This is a genomic window from Luteibacter sp., assembly GCF_036500425.1.
In the GTDB taxonomy this organism is placed as follows: domain Bacteria; phylum Pseudomonadota; class Gammaproteobacteria; order Xanthomonadales; family Rhodanobacteraceae; genus Luteibacter.
Window position 1 is genome coordinate 112,387 of record NZ_DASYCB010000048.1, and the last position, 19,509, is coordinate 131,895.

A 19,509-nucleotide genomic window follows, 5' to 3' on the forward strand; every position below is an offset into this window, starting at 1 on the left:
GCGCGCAAGCGCGCTCCTACAAAAGGCGGATTTGCTTCAGCCGGGAGCCACGCCTAGCGCGTATACTCGTCCGCCATCGACAGCAGCCTGGCGAGACGATGCCACCGCATGCCCCCATCGACCGGAACGGGACTGCCGGCTAGTGGCACTCACACTCACGCCTGAAATGATCCTCGTGCTTGGCCTGGTGGGCTTCACCATGGTCATGCTCGTGCTGGAATGGATCCGGGCCGACATGGTGGCCCTGCTGGTGGTGGTCACCATCGGCCTGACCGGACTGATCCCCGGCGAACAGGTGTTCAACGGCTTTGCCGGTAATGCCGTTATCGCGATCATCGCCATCATGATCATGGGCGCCGGCCTGGACCGCGCCGGCGTGCTCAACCTCACCGCTTCCTTCGTCATGCGCATGGCCCGCGGCATGGAATCGCGCCTGGGCGTGGTGGTGAACAGCGTCACCAGCCTGTTCAGCGCGGTGATCCCAAGCCAGGCCCTGGCCGCCCTGATGATCCCGGTGACCTCGCGCCTCTCGGCACGTACCGGCGTGCCGATGTCTCGGCTATTGCTGCCGATGGCCTTCTGCATCCTCACGGCGACCAACACCACGCTGATCGCCAACTCACCGCTGATCGTCCTCAACGACCTGATCGCCAGCGCCAACAGCAACCTGCCCCCGGGCGCGCACACGATCCCGAAGTTTGGCCTTTTCAGCGTGACGCCGGTCGGCCTCATCCTGGCCCTGATCGGCATCGCCTTCTTCTGGCTGTTCTCGCGCAAGCTGCTGCCCGAGCGCGAAGACGAGCGCCTGAAGGTGACCCCGGGCCGGACCGAGAGCTACTTCGCCGATACCTACGGCATTGCCGGCGAAACCGCCGAGCTCACCGTCACCGCGGAAAGCCCGCTGGTCGGCATGAGCATTGGCGAGGTCGAGCAGTTGCACGGCGCCCCGCTGATCCTGGCGATCAAGAACGGCAACGAGAGCCGCGTGGCCCCGCCTTCGGACCAGATGATCTGGGTCGGCACGGTGCTGGGCGTGCTGGCACCGAAGGATGCGATCAACGCATTCGCCAACAACCAGCTGTGCCGCGTGTCCATGCGCATGCGCCAGCTGGGCGAGCAGTTCAACACCACACGGGCGGGTATTTCCGAAGCCGTGGTCCCGCCCAGCTCGCGCTTCATCAAGCAGAGCGTCGGCGAACTTCGCCTGCGCAAGCGCTTCGGCATTTCGGTGCTGGCGGTGAACCGTGGCGACGAAGTGTTCCGCGAAGATGTGCGTGCGGTGACGCTGCGCGCGGGCGATACCCTGGTGCTTCACAGTAAGTGGCGCGACCTGATGCTCGCCGAGGAAGACCGCGACATCGTCGTAGTCACCGATATACCGAAGGAAGAGCAGCGCCCCGGCAAGATCTGGCAGGCCGTCGGCTTCTTCGTGCTGGCGAAGTGCCTGGCCCTGTTCACCCACCTGGATCTGTCGGTCGCGATGATGACCGGCGCGGTGGGCATGTTGCTCACCGGCGTGCTGAACATGGATGAGGCCTACAAGGCAATCAACTGGAAGACGATTTTCGTCACCGCGTGCCTCATCCCGCTGGGCTGGTCGATGGATTCGACGGGTACGGCCAGTTGGATCGCCCAGGAAGTACTGGCGGTCCTGGGTAGCGCGCCGCAGTGGACCCTGCAGCTGTCCATCGCCGTGCTCACCCTGCTGTTCTCCCAGGTGATGTCGAACGTGGGCGCCACGGTCATGATGGTACCCATCGCGATCAGCGTGGCGGTGACCACAGGCGGCAATCCGTCAGCCTATGCGCTGATCGTGGCGGTCTCGTCGTCGAATACCTTCCTGCTCTCGTCCGGTCATCCTGCCCTGATGATGGTCGCGGGCCCCGGTGGCTACCGCGCCAAGGATTTCCTCCGCGCCGGTATCCCCCTGACGATCCTGATGCTCACGGTCACCCTGGTCACCATCAACCTGATGTACCGCTAAGCCCTGTAGGAGCGCGCTTGCGCGCGATGGGCCTTGCCGCGAGCACCCATCGCGCGCAAGCGCGCTCCTACAGAAAAATCTCAGGCTAGGTGGACGGTGCCGTTGAGCACGGTCACCGGCACGGCGCGCAGGCGGTCGCCCTTGCACGGACCGCTCTGGCAATGTCCATCGCCGCCGGTGAAGGTGGCGCCGTGGGCGGCGCAGATGATCAGGCCGTTACGGACCAGGAAGCGCCCCGGGGCGTAGTCCAGCCGCCGGCCGGCATGGGGGCAGACGTTATAAAACGCGCTCACCTGGCTCCCGTGGCGGTAGACCAGCAGCGATTCGGGTTCACCCGCGACCACCGCCTCGACCTCGATCGCGTTACCGTCGGGAATGTCTTCGAGCTGGCAGAGGGGCGCGGTGTCGGCGGTGGTCGTCATGGCACTTGTCTATGAGGGTGGGATGCCCCAAGGTAAAGAGGCTCACATGCATGTCATTGTGCCATACGGATTTTTAACCCATGCGCTTCGTTTTTCCGCCCATCCGCCGCTCGCGTAACCCGCTGGTCCGCGCCCTGTCCCTCGTGGCGGGCCTGGCTGTGCTCGGGGTGCTGCTCGTCTTCGGTGTGGTCGTGCTCGGCGTACTGATGGCTGGCGGCATCGTGTTCCTCGCCGTGCGCCAGTGGAAGCTCGCTGCCGCCCGCGCTAATGGCACCGCGGCGGCGCAGCCGCAGGCTGCCACGGCGCGGCCGAACGAGCCGGCTGTGCTTGAGGGCGAGTTTGTCGTGATCGAGCAGAACCGGCCGGTGCATCACCACTGAGGCAGAGTGCCTGTTGCGTTCCCGCGAACGGCGTCGCCCACAGGGTGGGCTCCTACAGGCGGGGCGCAAGGTCCGGATAGCCGCCTTTGCCTGGCCCACCTACGCTGGTCTCCTATGAAGGAGGCCACCATGAACCGATCTGCCCTCGCCATGACCCGCACCGACGATGCCCTGGAACGCGTGCGCCTCGCCCTGGAAGAGGACGACGCACCGGCCGATCTGGCCAGCCTGGCAGCCATCGCCGGCCTTAGCCCGACCCACCTGCAGCGGGTCTTCCGCCGCCGCTACGGCGTGAGTCCCGCGGAATACGCGCGTGTGCGCCGCTTTGGCCAGCTGCGCCAATCACTGCGCAGCGGCGCTGCCGTCACCGATGCGGTCTACGAGGCAGGCTTCGGCTCGGGCAGCCGCGTCTATGAAGAAAGCGATCGCCGCCTTGGCATGACCCCGGCCAGCTATCGTGCCGGCGGTGCAGGTGCGGACATTCGCTACACCACCACATCCACGCCGCTCGGCCAACTACTCGTCGCGACGACGGCGCGCGGCATTTGCTCGGTCACCCTGGGCAGCGATGATGCGGAACTGGAAACACGCCTGGCCGAGGAATTTCCGAAGGCTGAGCGCCAGCGCGTGGATGCGGGCCGTGAGGAATGGCTGGATGCGGTCATCGCGCGCGTCGCCCACGAACTAGGCTGGAGTGACCGCGATGCCCCGGCCATGCCTCCGCTGGACGTGGCGGCGACCGCCTTCCAGTGGCGCGTGTGGGATGCGCTCACCCGTATTCCGCTGGGCGAAACGCTGAGCTATGGCGAGCTCGCCGCGAAGCTCGGCGTACCCAAGGCAGCCCGGGCCATTGGCCGCGCCTGCGGCAGCAACAAGCTGGCGCTGCTGGTGCCCTGCCACCGGATCATCCGCGAAGATGGCAGCCTGGGCGGCTGGCGCTGGGGGCTGGAGATCAAGCGCCAGTTGTTGGCGACCGAGCGCGCCGTGAACGCCGCTCAAGGCTGACCCGCGAAGGTTTCGCTAGTACCTGCAGCGCGGCGGCGATATCGTTCCGCTTTGGCGTCATATCCCCGTGACGCGCCTTGCCCTGGTTTGCCCTGCCATGTCTGACGCCGCCTGTACTTCTGCCCCCGCCACCGGTGCGGATTCGCGCTGGCTCGTACCGCTGTCGTTATTCGCCCTGTACGTGATCTGGGGCTCTACCTACCTCGGCATCCGCTACGCGCTGGTGAGCTACCCGCCTTTCCTGCTGGCGGCACTGCGCTTCGCCATCGCGGGCGTCTTGTTGTTCGCAGTGCTGCGCCTGCGTGGCGCCGCGCTACCCACGGCACGGCAGTGGCGGAACGCAGCTATCGTCGGCACCTTGTTGCTGGCTGGAGGCAACGGCCTGGTTTGCTACGCCGAACAATCGGTGAGTTCGGGTATCGCCGCGGTCGCGGTCGCGAGCATGCCGTTGTTCGCCGCGGTCTTTGGTGGTTTGTACGGGGAGTGGCCGTCACGCGGCGAGACCGTTGGCCTGCTGCTGGGCTTTGTCGGCGTCATCGTGCTCAACCTCGGCACCGGCCTTTCCGGGTCACCGCTCGGTGCCATCGCGCTCATCGTGGCGGCTTCGTCGTGGGCTTTCGGCTCGGTCTGGTCCAAACGCCAGGATATGCCGAAGGGCCCCATGAACGTGGCGGCGCAGATGCTGTGCGCCAGCGTGGCGCTGGGCATCATCGCCCTGCTGCATGGCGAGCGGCTGCCAGCACACCCGCAGGCATCCGCGACGGCCGCCCTGCTCTATCTCGTGGTGTTCGGTTCGCTTATCGCGTTTAGCGCCTATCTGTATGTGCTGAAGACGGTGCGGCCCGCGGTGGCCACGAGCTACGCCTACGTGAACCCGCCCGTGGCCGTGTTGTTTGGTGTGCTGCTCGCCGGTGAGCACGTCGGCCCCTTCGACATGGCCGGCATGGCCATCATCCTGGTGGGCGTCGGCATCATCACCCTGATGCGCCAGCGAAAGGCCTGAGCGACATGATGTGATGCGCGTCGCATTTCGGCGACATCACGCCTTTTTTCAGAATCGTCTTATGTTCGGGCCCATAGCCGCATCCTAGGCTTTCCAGCTTCACTCGCTGGAGCACCCCATGGACGGCCTTGCCCCACTCCCCCGCTCGCGACACCTGCGCCTTTGCGGCGCACGTCTTGCCATGCTCCTTAGCCTCGCCGTGGCGGCGCTGGCGTCCTGCCAACCCTTTCGCGAGGACGACGCCGTATTCTCGGCGCCGCTCACCGATTTCGCTGATTACGACCTATGCCTCGACCGGGGTGGCCGCTGGCTCACGCATGCGCACCGTTGCATGGAAGGGTCCGCGCAAGGTGGTGCCGGCGACATGGCACCGGCACCACCCTGATCATCGTTTGCGTGGGCCTTATAGCTCCCGCAAGGCCGTCGTCACCGGAACCCGCGCGGCGCGTAGCGCGGGGAAGAGGCCACCGATAAACCCGATCGCGAGCGCCCACTTCAACCCGGTCCACAACAACGCAGGCCCGACCTGGAACTGAAAGACCACCTGGCTGAAGTTCGCGCCGAGCGTGGACGCCGTGTAGTTGTGGAAGATGAGCCACACGATACCCGCGCCAATGATGCCGCCCAGCAAGGCGAGCAACATGGTTTCCAGCATCACCGATACCACGACGGGTATCCCACGGAAGCCGATGGCACGCAGCGTGGCGATCTCCCGGGCACGCGCCTGGATCGCCGCGAACATGGTGTTCAGTGCGCCAAACACCGCGCCGATCGCCATGATGATGCCGACGGTGATGCCGACGATGCGCAGCGTCTTGGTCAACGCCTCCGATTGCTTGCTGAAATACGCCTGGGTCGTGCTGACATCGACCTTCAGTCGAGGATCCGCGGCAAGGCTCGCCTTGAACGCATCAAACGCCTTGGATGATTCAAGCAGCACCGTCACCGATTGCACGCTGCTGCCGCGGCGGTAGGCCGATGCGACGCTCTGGGTGTCACCCCACAACTCGGACTCCAGCGAATCGTGCGACTCGAATTCGCCGACCACCGTCCAGGTCTGCCCTGCGAGGCGCAGCGACTTGCCGACCTCCAGCCCCGCGAACTGACCTGCGGCACCCTTGCCGACAATCAGCTCACGCAGGCCAGGCGTGAACTTGCGGCCGGCGATGATCTTCACGTTATCGCGCAGGGCCCACACATCGTCACTGACGCCCCGGATCGGCACGTTGGAATCGCTGTTCGGGTCACCCTTACGCGGCAAGTCGGCCACCACCACCAGTTCGCCCGACGCGATCGGCCGGCCTGAGGCACCTTTCTTTACACCCGGCGCCTGCATCACGACATTGGCGCTATCGCGATCGAGGACGGAGTTGAGCTCCGCCTGCGAACCACCGCGCAGGACGATCGCGGTGTGGTCGTTACCCGAGGCGCGCAGGGTTTCGGCAAAGCCTTCGCTCATGGCCAGCATCGCCACCAACACGCCGACGACACCCGCGATACCGACCACCACGACCGATGACGAACCCAGCCGTTGTGCCAGGGTGGAGAGGCCCACCCGCGTCACCTGCCAGGTCTGCCGGCCACGCCGTGTCGCGACCATCCATACGGCAAGCGCGATGGCGAGACCCACCACACCTTGCCACGGCAGCGCGGTCCAGACGACGAGAAACAGCACGATGATTGCGAGCAGCAGCAAGCCGCCGAGGAATTTCTTGAAGGTCTTCATGGCCGTTCCTCAGCGCCCGGCAAGGGCGTCGACAATGTTGAGGCGCATCGCGCGCAGCGCGGGAAGTGCACCGACGATGGCGCCGATCACCAGCATCAGCACAAGGCCGAGCAACCAGGTCTGCGTACCGACCGGCGGCAGGTTGAGCATGCCACCGCTGCCCTTGGCCACGATCGGCACGATCACACCCGCCAGCGCAAGGCCAATCACGCCACCGATCACCAGCAGCAGCACGCTCTCGGCAAGCACCATGTAAAGCACGCTGTGGCTGGAAAACCCGATGGTCTTCAGCACGGCAAGCTCACTGGTCCGCTCGCGCACCGCCTGCGCCATCGTGTTGCCCGTCAGCAGGATCAGGGTAAAGAACACCGCACCCATGATCGCGGTGACGATCAAGCCGATATCACCGATCTGCTTGGCGAACGAGGCATTGAAGGCCTGTTCGGTCTGGGTCTTGGTCTCGTGGTCGGAGTTGGCCGAGAGGGCATCCACCGCCTTGGCCACGCGGTCGGCGTCGTTGGCGGAGTTCAGACGTATGACGTACCAGCCCACCGTGGTGCCGATGCTCTGGAACGCGTTGGCATCTTCGAAATACTTGTGGTGGAAGAAGAACTGCTGGTCGGTGCCATTGGCCGCACCAGGCGCGGCCGTGTAAATTCCCACGATGTCGAACGGCCAGGTCTTGTCACCGTTGCGCTGCGGGAAGATCGTGGACTGCAGTGGGATCTTGTCCCCCAGCTTCCAGCCAAAGCGCTTGGCCAGTGCCTCGCCCACGATCGCACCGGTGCGCGTGTTCTCGTAGGCTTTGCGCTGCTCAGGTGCCAGCTGGATCTCGTGGTAGATATCGAAGTAGTTATCGCTGACGGCGAAACTCAGCACGAAGTTCTTCGGATCCTGGTAGATGCCGCCAAACCAGTTGGAGGCGCCGACATCCTTCACACCGGGGATCGCCTTGATCTGCGTGCCCAGGCTCACGGGCAGCGACTGGATGATCGAGTAGCGCGAGGTCGTGATCAGACGATCGACGCCGATGACGCTACCGCCCGAATCGAACGCCGAACGCGTGGCATCCAGCATGCCGAAGAGCAGGAACGCGGCGAGGATGGATACCAGGGTGAAGAACGTGCGCGCTTTCCGCCGGAATAGCGCGGCCCATATGAGATGGAAGTATTTCATCGCGGCGCTCCGTTACGCCGCGGCCTGCTCGACAAGGGTGCCCTTGTCGAGATGCAGCGTGTGGTTGGCGTAGTCGGCAGCCTTCGGATCATGGGTCACCATGACGATGGTCTTGCCGTGTTCACGGTTCAGCTCGCGCAACAGACCGAGGATCTCCTCGGCCGACTGGCGGTCGAGGTCGCCGGTGGGCTCATCGCAGACCAGCAGCGTGGGGTCCGAGACAATGGCACGGGCAATCGCGACGCGCTGCTGCTGGCCACCGGAAAGCTCCGATGGCTTGTGCGTCGCGCGATCGGCCAGGCCGACCAGTTGCAGGGCGATAGCCGCATTCTGCGCGCGCTGCTTGCTCGAGAGCTTGGTCAACAGGAGCGGCAGCTCTACGTTGCGCTGCGCGGTGAGCATGGGCATGAGGTTGTAGAACTGGAACACGAAGCCCACATGGGCGGCACGCCAGCGGGCGAGCTGGCCCGCGCCGAGCGTATCAATGCGTTCGCCGGCCACGGTGATGCTGCCACCGGTCGGCGTATCGAGGCCACCGATGAGGTTCAACAAGGTGGTCTTGCCCGAGCCCGAAGGGCCCATCAGTGCGAGGAAGTCGCCTTCCTCGATTTTCAGGTCCACGCCGTGCAAAACCTCGACCTTCTGCCGGCCGCGCTCGTACACCTTGGACAGATCCTGGATATCGATCAGGGTTGCCATGCTGTTTATCTCCTTAAACGCGGTCAGGGGGCGGGTTGAGTGATGTGGACGGGCGTGCCATCGCCGACGCTGTCGGGTGGCGTGGTGATCACGGTATCGCCAGCGGCAAGGCCGGCGGTGACGAGGCGCATATCGTTGTTTACGGGCTTTGCCGCGGTAACCTCACGGCGATGCGCTTTTTCATCGGCGACGACGAAGGCGACCTCGTGGCCCTCGCGCTGGACGATCGCGCTGGACGGGACCATCACGCCCTTCGGCGCCGCCGCGCGGGCCTCGGTGCGATGCTCCAGGAACGAGACGCGCACCCCCATATCCGGCACGATGCGCGCATCCTTCTGTTCCAGCGCGACGCGAACCTTGACGGTGGCCTTGCCACGATCGGCCGCGGGAACGATGGCGATCACGTGCGCGGGGATGTGCCAGTCGGGGTAGGCATCGAGCACGGCTTCCGCGGCCATGGCGGGTTGCACGCGGCCGATGTAGGCCTCGTTGACATCCACGTCGATCTCCAGCGAATCCATGTCGACGATGGTGCCCACGCCGGTACGGGTGAAGCCGCCGCCCGCGGACAGGGGCGAAACGATTTCGCCGACCTGTGCTGCCTTGTCGGTGATCACGCCATCGAACGGGGCGCGCACCACGGTGTAGTCGAGATTGACCTGGGCCACGCCTACCTGTGAATCCGCCGCCTGCGCCTGACGCCGCGAGGTGTTGACCTGTGCGCGGTAGGTGTTGGCCTGGGTCCGGGTCTGCTCGGCGATCTGCTTCGAGACCAGGCCCCTGCCCACCAGCGCTTCCTGGCGGGTCGCATCGCGCAGAGCCTGTTCGAGCTGCGCTTCATTCTGGGTGACGTTGGCATGCGCCGCCGCGGCGCTGGCCTGCGCGGATGCCAGGCCGGCGCGAAGAGCGTTGTCATCCAGGCGGGCAAGCACCTGGCCCTTGGCCACGCGATCGCCTTCTTCGATCAGTACTTCGGTGAGTGCGCCGGTAATCTGCGCGGAGACGGTGGCCTGCCGGCGCGCTGTCACATAGCCCGTGGCTTGCAGCACCGCGCCGGCATCGCCCGCCGATGCCGGCGCCACGGCGGTCGCGGCCTGCACCTCGATCGGGCGCTTCCCGAGGAAGGCCCAGGCACCCACGCCGGCGGCGAGCAGGACGAGCACGATGCCGCCGATAGCGGCGATGCGGCCCCAGGGCGGCCGGCCACCGGGCGCCTCTTTATGCGATTTGTCGATCTTCAGCTGCTTCAGCAGCTCGGTGTTCGAATTCATGTCCCCTCGCGTCCCCTAGCGGTGTTCGTACAAGACCGTCGTCGACCAAGATCATGCGAACTCGGCGGACCGTGCGCCATTTGGACCCATCAGTCATCTGCCGTGACAGGTGTCACCTGCTAGGCTTGGCCGCATGAATACCGTCATCCCCCTGCCGGCCCAGCCGAGCCTCCCCGTCGCCGGCCAGCCCGGCCGCTTCCCCGTCCGCCGCATTTTCTGCATTGGCCGCAATTACGCGGACCACGCGAAGGAAATGGGCGCCAGCGTGGACAAGGCGAACCCGATGTTCTTCACCAAGCCGGCCGACGCCGTCGTCACCGATGGCGCGGACGTGCCCTACCCGAGTGCCACCCACGATCTGCACCACGAGGTCGAAATGGTCGTGGCGTTGGGCGGCGGCGGCGCTAACCTTAGCGCTGATGAGGCGCGCAAGCTCGTCTGGGGCTATGGCGTCGGCCTCGATCTGACCCGCCGCGACCTTCAGGCCCAGGCCAAAGCCAAGGGTGCGCCCTGGGATGTCGCCAAGGGCTTCGACCATTCTGCGCCGGTATCGGCCCTGGTTCCCGCCAGCGAAGTGGCGCCCTCCGCCAGCACGCAGATCACCCTGGAGGTCAACGGCGAGGTGCGCCAGCACGCCACTCTCGGCGACATGGTGCTCGACGTCGGCGAGATCCTCGCGGCACTATCTACCCTGTTCGAGCTGAAGGCGGGTGACCTCGTCTTCACCGGCACGCCGGCCGGTGTGTCTGCGCTGCAACGGGGCGATACGTTCCGTGCCACGCTGGAAGGCATCGCGGCGTTCGAGGGACGTATTTCGTGATTTCGCGCGATCCTTACACCAGGATCGCTAGGTTCGACCGTTCGACACGACGCAACGAGGAGTGCATGCAATGAGTGTGATGGCGGAATTCAAGAAATTCGCCCTGCGCGGCAACGTGATCGACCTGGCCGTGGGTGTGGTGATCGGCGCAGCGTTCGGGAAGATCGTGACGTCCCTCGTGGACAACATCATCATGCCGCCCATCGGCATGTTGATCGGCGGTATCGATTTCTCTGACTGGAAGTGGGTGCTCAAGCCCGCCGACGCCGCGGCCAAGACCGCCGAAGTGGCGATCCAGTACGGCGTCTTCATCAACGTGCTGATCCAGTTCATCATCATCGCGTTCGCGATCTTCCTGGTCGTGAAGGGCATCAACAAGCTCACCCGCCACGAAGATGCACCTGCCGCGACGCCGCCGGACGTGGTCGTGCTCGAGGAAATCCGCGACCTGCTCAAGCAGCAGAACCGCTAACCACCTTTGTAGGAGCGCGCTTGCGCGCGATGACCCTTCCCGCAAGCACCCATCGCGCGCACGCGCGCTCCTACAAGAGCCGGGCAAAAAAAGGGCCGCTGGTCGGGAAGAGCCAGCGGCCTATCTGGGGAGATGGGCGCCCGGGAGATGAGCCTCACGGCTCGGGCGCCTTATTGTTGGTATGCGTTTAAAGCAGTTGCTTAGAAGTCGTACGTGATACCGAAACGGACGTAACGCGGCGTGCTGTAGTACGTAACGCGGCCGTAGTTGGTGTTCGGCGAAGCGGTGGTGCCGTACAGAACGTAGTTGGCCGTGGCCTTCGATTCGTTCAGCACGTTATAGACCATGACATTGAACGCAAGTTTCTGGTCAGCCCACATCGGGCGATATTCCGCCGAAAGCGAAACAATGTGCTGCCACGGCTGGCGACCAGCGGCACCCGGGGGCGACGGAAGGCCACCGCAGTAGTGATAGTAACTACCGTAACCAACCGGGTTGCTCTGGTCCGAGCCGTAGTAACCCAGGCAGGTCTTCGGGGTACCGGACATGACCAGGATATTGCCCGAGAGCATCCACTCCGGCGCGACCTGCCACGAACCGTACGCCTTCAGCTGATGCTTGCGGTCGTTGGAGAGCAACCCGTTGGAGTACTCCATCAGTTTGCCGTAGTCCCAGTCCACCGTGGCCGATACGTCGGTCTGGCCGATATCCGAACGCACCTGGCCTTCCGTGTTGCCGTAGCTCTTCGAGTACAGGTAGTCGATCTTGCCGGTCCACACGCCATCGAACGGATGCTCAAGGTAGGTCTCGAGGGCGTAATAACTACGCTTTGCCTTGGGCATGCCGAAGTCGGCGGCCGAGACATCCACGCTATCGTAACCACCCGCGCCATTCGGGATACGGTATGTATTGGTGACACCCGGGTTGGACAGGTAGCAGCCATTCATGGCACTGGTATCGATGTCGTAGCCGAGCGAGGCCGCCTTGTTGGCAATCGTATCGGTGTCGCAGATATCGTCCAGGATGTTGCGCAGCTTGCGTACCTGGCCCTTCATGCCCCAGACCCAGTCGGTGTTGATCTGCTGGTCGAAGCCAAGCTGGTACTCGTCCTGGTACTCGGACTTGATGTTGCTGGAGGCCACGGTTTTCGCATCGGGCGACTGGCCGTATTCGTTGTTGGCCGACACCGCGCCACCGGTTTCCGATGCGAGCTGGGTCAACCCTGTCGGATAGCCGTTCGAATCGATACCGGTGTAGGTGTAGTACTCGTTGGTGAAGGTCGAGCCTGCGGCAGCGCGCAGGGCCACCGAGGCCGGCATGGCGAGGTAGTAACGGCCGGCGTTGGCGTAAACCTTCAGCGACGAGTCGCCATGCACATCCCATGCGGCGCCGAGGCGCGGGGCCCACTGCGGCTTGGTCAGGCGCAGGAAGGCCTCGCCGTTCGGGTTGTAGTTGGTGAACTGGTCGTTGCGGATACCGATCTTCAACAGCCAGCGATCATCGACCTGCCAGCTATCTTCCAGGTACTCGGCACGCTGCTTGACACGGACCGACGCCGAGGTGCTGTAGAGGTACTTGTTGACGTAGTAACCGGTCTCACCGCCCGCGCCTGTGTTCGGTGCGGCGACGAACGGTGCATCGCTGATCGCCGTCGCGGGATCGCTGAAGCCATACTGCCACGCCGACGCTTGCTCGCCATCATCCTTATCATGCGAATCGAGGTTATCGATACCGCCGGTGATCGTGTGGTCGCCGACCTTCCACGAAAGGTCGATGCGCAGGTTGCGCGTGGTTGCCTGGTGGTTCTCATTGGCGATGGTCAGCGCGGACTGCGCATTGTTGATCTGCGAGCCACCCGTGATCGCCGGATTCTGCAGTTCCGGGTTCAGGATGTAGGTGAGCGACGGGTCGTACCCCGGCGTCTCACTGAAGTACGTCATCTTCTGCTTGCCATACAAGGCGGTCAGCGTGATGTCATCAGTGATGTAGCTGGTGTACTTGGCGATCGCGACCGTCGCACTGTTCTTCGTCGACGTATCCTGGCTGTTCAGGGCGCCCGTCTGGCCGGTGTCATAGTCGTAGTCGTAGAAATTGCCCTTGTACTGGGTCTTGCTGCTGGCACCGGTCAGCTCAAGGATATTGTTGTCGTTGATGTTCCAGTCGATCTTCGCGTACCACTTCGGATCATGGTACTCGTAATGGTTGTTGTACGACGTCGACACCGCAGTCACCGAGTTAGCATCCTGCTTCTGCTGCTCGACCGCGGCGAAGAAGAACAGCTTGTCCTTGATCAGCGGGCCGCCCACATAGGCGCTTTCAGTCGCTGTCCAGCTATTGTTCTGCGAATAACGGCGATAGATATTGCCTTCCTGCGAGCCGGTCACGTAGTACGAGTTCGGGCTGGTGCCGCTGGCGAAGGCCGGCTGCCACAGCAGCTGCGCACCAAAATGCCACTCGTTGGTGCCGCGCTTGCCGCTCTGGCTAATGACGCCACCATCCGAGCGGCCGTAGGCCGCGCCGTAACCGCCGCTCAGGATTTCCTGCTGGTCGATGGCGCCGTACGGGAGCGTGATACCACCGAAGCCGCTGAGTGGATCGGTGGTGTTGAAGCCGTTGAGATAGTAAGCGTTCTCCGTGACCGACGAGCCGCCGATCGAGACCAGCGTATTGCTGTTCGTCGTACCGGTGAAGCCGCTGTAACCAGGCACCACACCCGGCGCCAGCAACGCGATCGCTTCCGCGCTACGTGCCAGGGGCAGCTTGGCGAGCTGGGCCGAGGTGATGACCGTACGCGAATCGACGCTCGAGACATCTACCGGCGGCAGCGCATTGGCGGATACCGTCACCGAACCGAGGCTCGTCGCGGCAGCAGACGAGGCGGCGGTAACAAACGAGACCTCGGTACCCGAGCCGACGCGGAGGTTTACGTCGTTGCGTGCATCGACGGCCTGGCCGCCCTGCATGAGGCTCACGGTGTAGGAACCCAGTGGCAGCGAACCGATGGTGTAGCGGCCGTCGGCACCGACGGCTACTTCGCGGTTAATGCCGTTGGCGCTGCGCGCCACGACCGTTTCACCCTCGGCAACCGGCGCCTGGCCGAAGATGCTACCGGTGGTGGACTGGGCGAGCGCGGCACCGGCCCCGAGGGCCAGGGCGAGCGCAAGGCTGATCCGGCTCAGCCGGACCTTGCGTGAAGAATGATTGGACACTACGGGACTCTCCCCAAAGTTAAAATAGATGGCCCTACCACCGGCGCAACGCCTGGCGTGCGCCATCCCCACTGCACCGGGGTAAGGCTGCGGCTGCCGCGTTATCGCCGCGGTCACCGCATTAGCAATGTAGTGTTAAATCCCTGTAGCCACGTGGAGGGAAACTCCACCATCGCTCGGCGTTTCCTTGGACGGCTGGACGTCCAAACGTGCAGTCTGTCGCCATGAACGCGGCGAGATTCCGTAAGCTTCGCGAAAGCTGCGACCAAAGTGCGTCATGTCGCCAAAACCCCACGCCTGTGCAATGTGCGAAATGCTGCGATATCGCAAGGATGCATCCGCAAGTTCTCGCTGGCACCGCGCGAGGCGCTCCGCACGAACCCAACGCATCAGCGTGATGTCTTCATCGGCAAACAGCTCGAACAGGTAACTGGTCGAGAGGCCCACACCCTTGCCGATCATCTCGGCGCACAGCGCCGGATCCGCGAGGTGTTCGCGCACGAAGCGGCGCACCTGCTCCTTGTGGTGCTGGCGAAGCTGCGATGGCGGCGGCGACACCTCACCCACGGCGACGGTAGCGGCCGCAAGCATGTGCGGGATGGCTTCGACCAGACGATCGGCTACCGCTTCGGTCATCTCTTCCGCGCGATCAAACAGGTCGCGGAACAGGCTGCGCAGAAAGGCTGCCGCGACGACATGGCCACTCAGCGGCAGGGCCGTCACCTGCTCAAGCCGCGGCACGGCATCGCGTAACACGGCGAGCGGCAGGTAGGCTGCCTGGATCAACGAACGCCCGGTTTCCACGCGGAACGGGCGGGACAGGTCGATGAGGCCGAAGTTACCCGGCGAAATCGTGCCGCGCCGGCCGTGCTGCTCGATGCGGCTTTCACCTTCGAGTTGCAAGACCAGCAACGCGGCATGGCGGTGCTCGCGAGACAGCTGGTCGCTGCTGAACACGTGTGGTGTATGGCTCAACGTGGCGAAGCGCAGGCGATGGCCGGCGTATCCATCCAGTAGCACGGTCTGGCCGGGCTGGCGGGCCGCTCCCTGGCCAAAGGTGTCCCAGAAACGCTGCGCCGCGGCCAGGTGCTCGCGAGGGGCGGACAAGGGCGGCACGGGGCGAAGGGCCGGCTGCGGATACGGCATGAAGTGTCTCCTCACGGGCCGGCAAACGGATTGGCAATCGGGTCGTCATCGTCTTCATCGTCACCACGCGGCGCGCCATGCGGTGGTGGCGGTGGCGGTGGCGGACGAAGGTGGCGCGGCGGCGGAAAGCCCTTCGAGGCCATGCACTCGGCCATCGTGTCCGCCGGTACCGGGTCATCGGGTTCCCCGCCGTAATCCACCCAGCAATCGTCCATGGCCGCTTCAAACGCCGGATCGTGCGGCGGGGGGCGCGGAGGGTCACGATCCTGCGCATAGGCGGCGGCCGCAGCCGTCATGGCGAATGCGAATAGCGCGGTGGACCAGCGGGGAAAGACAGCCATCGGGCAGGGGCCTGCGTAGCGACGAGTGGCCTGCAGGCTACCGGGCGCTCGTCACCTGCCGTTGTCGCCGTGTGTCTGCCATGTGTCAGCCCTGTGCCGTGCAGGACACGCGTTCTGGCGCGGTTTCTGCTATCAAACGCGCATGGCCATGGACACGAATGCCCTCATCCTGGTGGTCGATGACGACCCCGAACTCCGCGACCTGATTGCCGGCTTCCTGGGCGGGCATGGCTATCGCGTGCAGGTGGCGGAGAACGCCGCGCAGATGGACCAGGCCATCGCGGGCGAACGCCCCGACCTGGTCGTGCTCGATGTGATGATGCCCGGTGAGGACGGGCTTTCCGCGGCTCGCCGGCTGGCAGCCGAGAAAGGGCCGCCGGTGATCATCCTCAGTGCGCTGGGCGGCGACATGGACCGCATCATCGGCCTTGAGGTGGGCGCGGACGACTATCTGGCGAAGCCATGCAACCCCCGCGAACTGCTGGCACGCGTGCGCGCCGTGCTTCGCCGTGTGAACTCAAGCGAGCCGACCGTGTCCGATGATGCGCGCCCTTACCTCTTCGCGGGTTGGCGCTTCGATGTCACGCGGCGCGACCTACGCGACCCGACGGGCATCTTCATCAACCTTTCCGATGGGGAGTTCGCCCTATTGCGCGCCTTTGTCGACCACCCGCAACGCATCCTTACCCGCGACCAGTTGCTTGACCTGGTGCACGGCGGCCGCACCGAAGTCTACGACCGCGCGATCGATACACAGATCAGCCGCCTGCGCCGCAAGCTCAACGACCGCGCCGCCATGGAGATGATCCGTACCGTGCGCAACGAGGGATACATGCTGGTACCCAAGGTGAGCCGCCCATGATCCGCCCTCCCCGCCTGTCTATCTTCGCGCGCACCTTCCTGATGATGGCGTGTGCACTGCTGATCACCCCCGCTATCGGCTTCCTGGTGTTCACCCTGCGCCCACCCCAGCCGGTGCCGTCCGCGGGATTCTTCGACCTCATCAACGCCCTGCGACCCGACCTGCAGCCCGTGGATCGCGGGCTCTTCGACGGCGGCAGGATGCACGGCGAGCCGGACATGCCGCCACGCGATGGCGGCATGCCGGGTGCTTACGGTCCGCCGCGTTTCACCGACCTCGATGTGACGACCCAGAAGGCGCCACCCGAGGCCATCGACGAGTACGACAGGGGTGCGTCCGCACACCTCACGGACCGTCTTGCCGTGGCGTTGGCGGTCCCACGCGACCACCTGCGCGTCTTCGCCACGCAGAACGGTCTCGGGCCGATGCCTTCCTTCATGCGCGCCATTGCAGGCCCCTCGGTGGTAGGCCTGCAACTGGATGACGGATCGTGGCGCGTGGTGACGGTTCCGCCGACGCCCTTCGCCGATACCGTGGTAGCGCGCCTGCTATGGATGCTAGGCCTTGGCGTGCTCATCATGTTGCCGCTCGCGGCGCTGTTTGCCCGCGCCCTTTCCGCGCCTATTCGGCGCTTCGCCGAGGCGGCGCACCGGCTGGGTGGCGATACCGGCGCACCGCCGGTACCTTCCGAGGGCCCCACGGAAATGCGTCAGGCCGTGGATGCGTTCAATGCCATGCAGGCGCGCATGAATCGCATGATGCAGGAGCGCACGCAGATGATCGCGGCGATCGCGCACGACTTGCGCACGCCACTCACGCGCCTGTCATTCCGCCTCGATGGTTTGCCTGATCCGCTAGGCGACAAGGTCGATGCGGATATCCGCGAGATGAAGACGATGATCTCCGCGGCGCTCGACTTCATCCGTGACCGCTCCTTCGGCCTGAACCGCCAGCCACTCGATTTCCGCCTGCTTGCGGAAAGTGTGGCCGACGACCTGGTCGACATCGGCCACGATGTCGCACTCCAGGCCGGCCAGGCGGTCACCGTGGATGGCGACCCGGTGGGATTGCGCCGCGCGATCGAGAACCTGGTGGACAACGGCCTGAAGTACGGCGACCGCGTGCGCATGCGCCTGCGTTTCCAGGGGGACAACTGCGTACTGGAGATCGACGATGATGGCCCTGGCATCCCCGAGGCCATGCAGCGCCAGGTCTTCGAGCCGTTCTTCCGCCTGGAAGCGTCGCGTAACCGCGATACCGGCGGCATTGGCCTCGGGCTGGCCAGCGTGCGTGCCATCGTCTCTGAGCACGGGGGCTCCGTGGATATCCGCAACCGCCGCGAGGGTGGCCTGCGCGCGTCGGTGATCCTGCCTGCCCGACGGCATGCATGACTTCCTACCTAGGCGCCCACACGGGGTGCCGGGTCCATAATCGGGGTTTCCGTCCCCAGGGGTCACCCATGCGTCCTGCTTTCCGTTTCCACGCGCTTGCCGCGTGCATTGCGCTTGCCTGCTCGGCCCATGCCGCCGACAAGGCGACGACCATCCCGGCCAAGGCTGTCGCCGCGGCCACCGCATTACGCGACAAGGCCATGGCCGACAACACCGGCTACGAGTTCGTCTCCGCCCTCACCACCGAAGTGGGCCCGCGCCTGGCTGGCAGCGCGGCCGATAAGCGTGGCGTCGAGTGGACCATCGCGAAGTTCAAGGCCATGGGTTTCGACAAGGTCTACACCGAGAAAGTGAGCTACCCGCTGTGGGAGCGCCGTAGCGAGCACGCCGCGATCGTGGCCCCGTTCCCCCAACCGCTCTACGTGACCGCGCTCGGTTACTCGGCGGGTACGCCGGCGGGTGGCCTCACCGGTGAAGTGGTGGCTTTCGATACCCTGGATGCGCTGAAGGCGGCCGATCCGGCCACCGTGAAGGGCAAGATCGTCTACGTCAGCACGCACATGACCCAGCAGAAGGACGGCCACGACTACGGCATGGGTTCGGCGACACGTACGCGCGGCGCGGTGCTTGCCGCGCAGATGGGCGCCGCGGCCTACCTGCTCCGTTCCGCCGGCACCGACCCGCACAGCCGCACGCCGCACACGGGTGTCACGGGTTTCACTGACCCGAAGGACGCCATTCCGGCCGCGGCGCTCTCGCTACCCGACGCCGACCAGTTGGAGCGCGTGCTGAAGGAAGGCAAGCCGGTCACGCTGAAGCTCGACCTCGATGTCGGCTTCAAGGGGACCTATGAGGGCGCCAACGTCATCGCCGAAGTCACCGGCCGCACCCGGCCGAACGAAGTTATCGCCATCGGCGGACACCTGGATTCGTGGGATCTTGGCACCGGCGCGATCGATGACGGTGCGGGCGTCGCCATCGCGGCAGCTGCCGCGAAGCTGATCAAGGATATGCCGCAGCGCCCGGATCGCACGATCCGTGTCATCGCCTTCGCCAACGAAGAGATGGGCCTGTGGGGCGGCCGTGCGTATGCCGAAGCGCATGCGAAGGATGTGGCGAAGTTCCAGCTCGGTACGGAGTCGGACTTCGGTGCAGGCCGCATCTGGCGCATGACCGCATCGGTGAAGCCGGAAGCGCGTGGTGCGATCGAGCAGATCGCCAAGGTGATCGAGCCGATCGGTGTCGCCTACGATCCAACCAAGCCTGGCGGCGGCGGCTCCGACCTCTCGCAGATGCACGCGAAGGGCATGGCTGCGCTGTCGCTGACTCAGGATGGTACCGACTACTTCGATTACCACCACAACGCCAACGACACGCTCGACAAGATCGACCCGAAGGCACTGGCGCAGAACGTAGCGGTGTACGCGACGTTTGCCTACCTGGCAGCGCAGGCCGATGGCAATTTCGGCTCCGCCCCGGGCGCATTCGCGAAAGACGGCGCGCACGACTAAACGCCTACGTGCGCGGCACCCGCCGCGCACGGCTTTTGTAGGAGCGCGCTTGCGCGCGATAGGACCTGCCGCGAGCACCCATCGCGCGCAA

The 19,509-nt window shown here is 64.9% G+C and carries 18 protein-coding genes; 10 read left to right on the plus strand and 8 right to left on the minus strand.

The window, feature by feature from the left end; genetic code table 11:
• Positions 1-166 precede the first annotated feature (166 nt).
• The gene (locus VGN46_RS11690; RefSeq protein WP_331643906.1) at positions 167-1,984 is read left to right on the plus strand and encodes an SLC13 family permease; all 1,818 of its coding nucleotides are present in this window, start codon (positions 167-169) and stop codon (positions 1,982-1,984) included.
• Between the two features lie 80 nt (positions 1,985-2,064).
• Here VGN46_RS11690 and VGN46_RS11695 read toward each other — a convergent pair whose 3' ends face one another.
• Entirely contained in the window at positions 2,065-2,406 is a 342-nt protein-coding gene (locus VGN46_RS11695) for a Rieske (2Fe-2S) protein (protein ID WP_331643860.1), read from the minus strand.
• Between the two features lie 80 nt (positions 2,407-2,486).
• Here VGN46_RS11695 and VGN46_RS11700 point away from each other — a divergent pair, with 80 nt between their 5' ends.
• From VGN46_RS11700 to VGN46_RS11715, 4 genes are all read left to right on the plus strand, one after another.
• Positions 2,487-2,786: a hypothetical protein gene (locus VGN46_RS11700; RefSeq protein WP_331643861.1), complete on the plus strand. Its 300-nt coding sequence runs from the start codon at positions 2,487-2,489 to the stop codon at positions 2,784-2,786.
• A 129-nt stretch (positions 2,787-2,915) separates the two neighbouring features.
• Entirely contained in the window at positions 2,916-3,791 is an 876-nt protein-coding gene (locus VGN46_RS11705) for a methylated-DNA--[protein]-cysteine S-methyltransferase (RefSeq protein ID WP_331643862.1), read from the plus strand.
• Between the two features lie 97 nt (positions 3,792-3,888).
• Positions 3,889-4,794, plus strand: a complete 906-nt coding sequence (yedA, locus tag VGN46_RS11710; protein ID WP_331643863.1) for a drug/metabolite exporter YedA — start codon at positions 3,889-3,891, stop codon at positions 4,792-4,794.
• 118 nt (positions 4,795-4,912) lie between these two features.
• The gene (locus tag VGN46_RS11715) at positions 4,913-5,179 is read left to right on the plus strand and encodes a hypothetical protein (RefSeq protein WP_331643864.1); all 267 of its coding nucleotides are present in this window, start codon (positions 4,913-4,915) and stop codon (positions 5,177-5,179) included.
• 18 nt (positions 5,180-5,197) lie between these two features.
• Here VGN46_RS11715 and VGN46_RS11720 read toward each other — a convergent pair whose 3' ends face one another.
• The 4 genes from VGN46_RS11720 to VGN46_RS11735 are packed head-to-tail and all read right to left on the minus strand — an operon-like array spanning position 5,198 to position 9,666.
• Complete coding sequence (locus tag VGN46_RS11720; protein ID WP_331643865.1) at positions 5,198-6,520, minus strand: ABC transporter permease; 1,323 nt, start codon at positions 6,518-6,520, stop codon at positions 5,198-5,200.
• Positions 6,521-6,529: 9 nt separating this feature from the next.
• Positions 6,530-7,696 (minus strand): ABC transporter permease, encoded by a 1,167-nt coding sequence (locus VGN46_RS11725; protein ID WP_331643866.1) that lies wholly within the window; start codon positions 7,694-7,696, stop codon positions 6,530-6,532.
• 12 nt (positions 7,697-7,708) lie between these two features.
• On the minus strand, positions 7,709-8,395 hold the full coding sequence (locus tag VGN46_RS11730) for an ABC transporter ATP-binding protein (RefSeq protein ID WP_331643867.1): 687 nt from the start codon (positions 8,393-8,395) through the stop codon (positions 7,709-7,711).
• A 23-nt stretch (positions 8,396-8,418) separates the two neighbouring features.
• Complete coding sequence (locus tag VGN46_RS11735) at positions 8,419-9,666, minus strand: efflux RND transporter periplasmic adaptor subunit (RefSeq protein ID WP_331643869.1); 1,248 nt, start codon at positions 9,664-9,666, stop codon at positions 8,419-8,421.
• Positions 9,667-9,799: 133 nt separating this feature from the next.
• Here VGN46_RS11735 and VGN46_RS11740 point away from each other — a divergent pair, with 133 nt between their 5' ends.
• Entirely contained in the window at positions 9,800-10,486 is a 687-nt protein-coding gene (locus VGN46_RS11740) for a fumarylacetoacetate hydrolase family protein (RefSeq protein WP_331643870.1), read from the plus strand.
• Between the two features lie 70 nt (positions 10,487-10,556).
• Positions 10,557-10,958, plus strand: coding sequence for a large-conductance mechanosensitive channel protein MscL (gene mscL, locus VGN46_RS11745; RefSeq protein WP_331643871.1), 402 nt, complete (start codon positions 10,557-10,559; stop codon positions 10,956-10,958).
• Positions 10,959-11,158: 200 nt separating this feature from the next.
• Here mscL and VGN46_RS11750 read toward each other — a convergent pair whose 3' ends face one another.
• The 3 genes from VGN46_RS11750 to VGN46_RS11760 form a co-directional block, all read right to left on the minus strand.
• A complete protein-coding gene (locus VGN46_RS11750; RefSeq protein WP_331643873.1) occupies positions 11,159-14,167 on the minus strand; it encodes a TonB-dependent receptor in 3,009 nt (1,002 codons plus the stop codon).
• A gap of 135 nt (positions 14,168-14,302) precedes the next feature.
• Positions 14,303-15,313 (minus strand): helix-turn-helix domain-containing protein, encoded by a 1,011-nt coding sequence (locus VGN46_RS11755; protein WP_331643875.1) that lies wholly within the window; start codon positions 15,311-15,313, stop codon positions 14,303-14,305.
• 11 nt (positions 15,314-15,324) lie between these two features.
• Positions 15,325-15,654 (minus strand): hypothetical protein, encoded by a 330-nt coding sequence (locus tag VGN46_RS11760; RefSeq protein ID WP_331643876.1) that lies wholly within the window; start codon positions 15,652-15,654, stop codon positions 15,325-15,327.
• A 148-nt stretch (positions 15,655-15,802) separates the two neighbouring features.
• Between VGN46_RS11760 and VGN46_RS11765 the strand changes: the two genes are divergently transcribed.
• The 3 genes from VGN46_RS11765 (at position 15,803) to VGN46_RS11775 (ending at position 19,418) form a co-directional block, all read left to right on the plus strand.
• On the plus strand, positions 15,803-16,516 hold the full coding sequence (locus VGN46_RS11765) for a response regulator (protein ID WP_331643877.1): 714 nt from the start codon (positions 15,803-15,805) through the stop codon (positions 16,514-16,516).
• On the plus strand, positions 16,513-17,907 hold the full coding sequence (locus tag VGN46_RS11770; RefSeq protein WP_331643878.1) for an ATP-binding protein: 1,395 nt from the start codon (positions 16,513-16,515) through the stop codon (positions 17,905-17,907). Before VGN46_RS11765 ends, VGN46_RS11770 begins: the two co-directional genes overlap by 4 nt.
• A 68-nt stretch (positions 17,908-17,975) precedes the next feature.
• Positions 17,976-19,418 (plus strand): M20/M25/M40 family metallo-hydrolase, encoded by a 1,443-nt coding sequence (locus VGN46_RS11775; RefSeq protein ID WP_331643879.1) that lies wholly within the window; start codon positions 17,976-17,978, stop codon positions 19,416-19,418.
• The last annotated feature ends 91 nt before the right edge of the window (positions 19,419-19,509 follow it).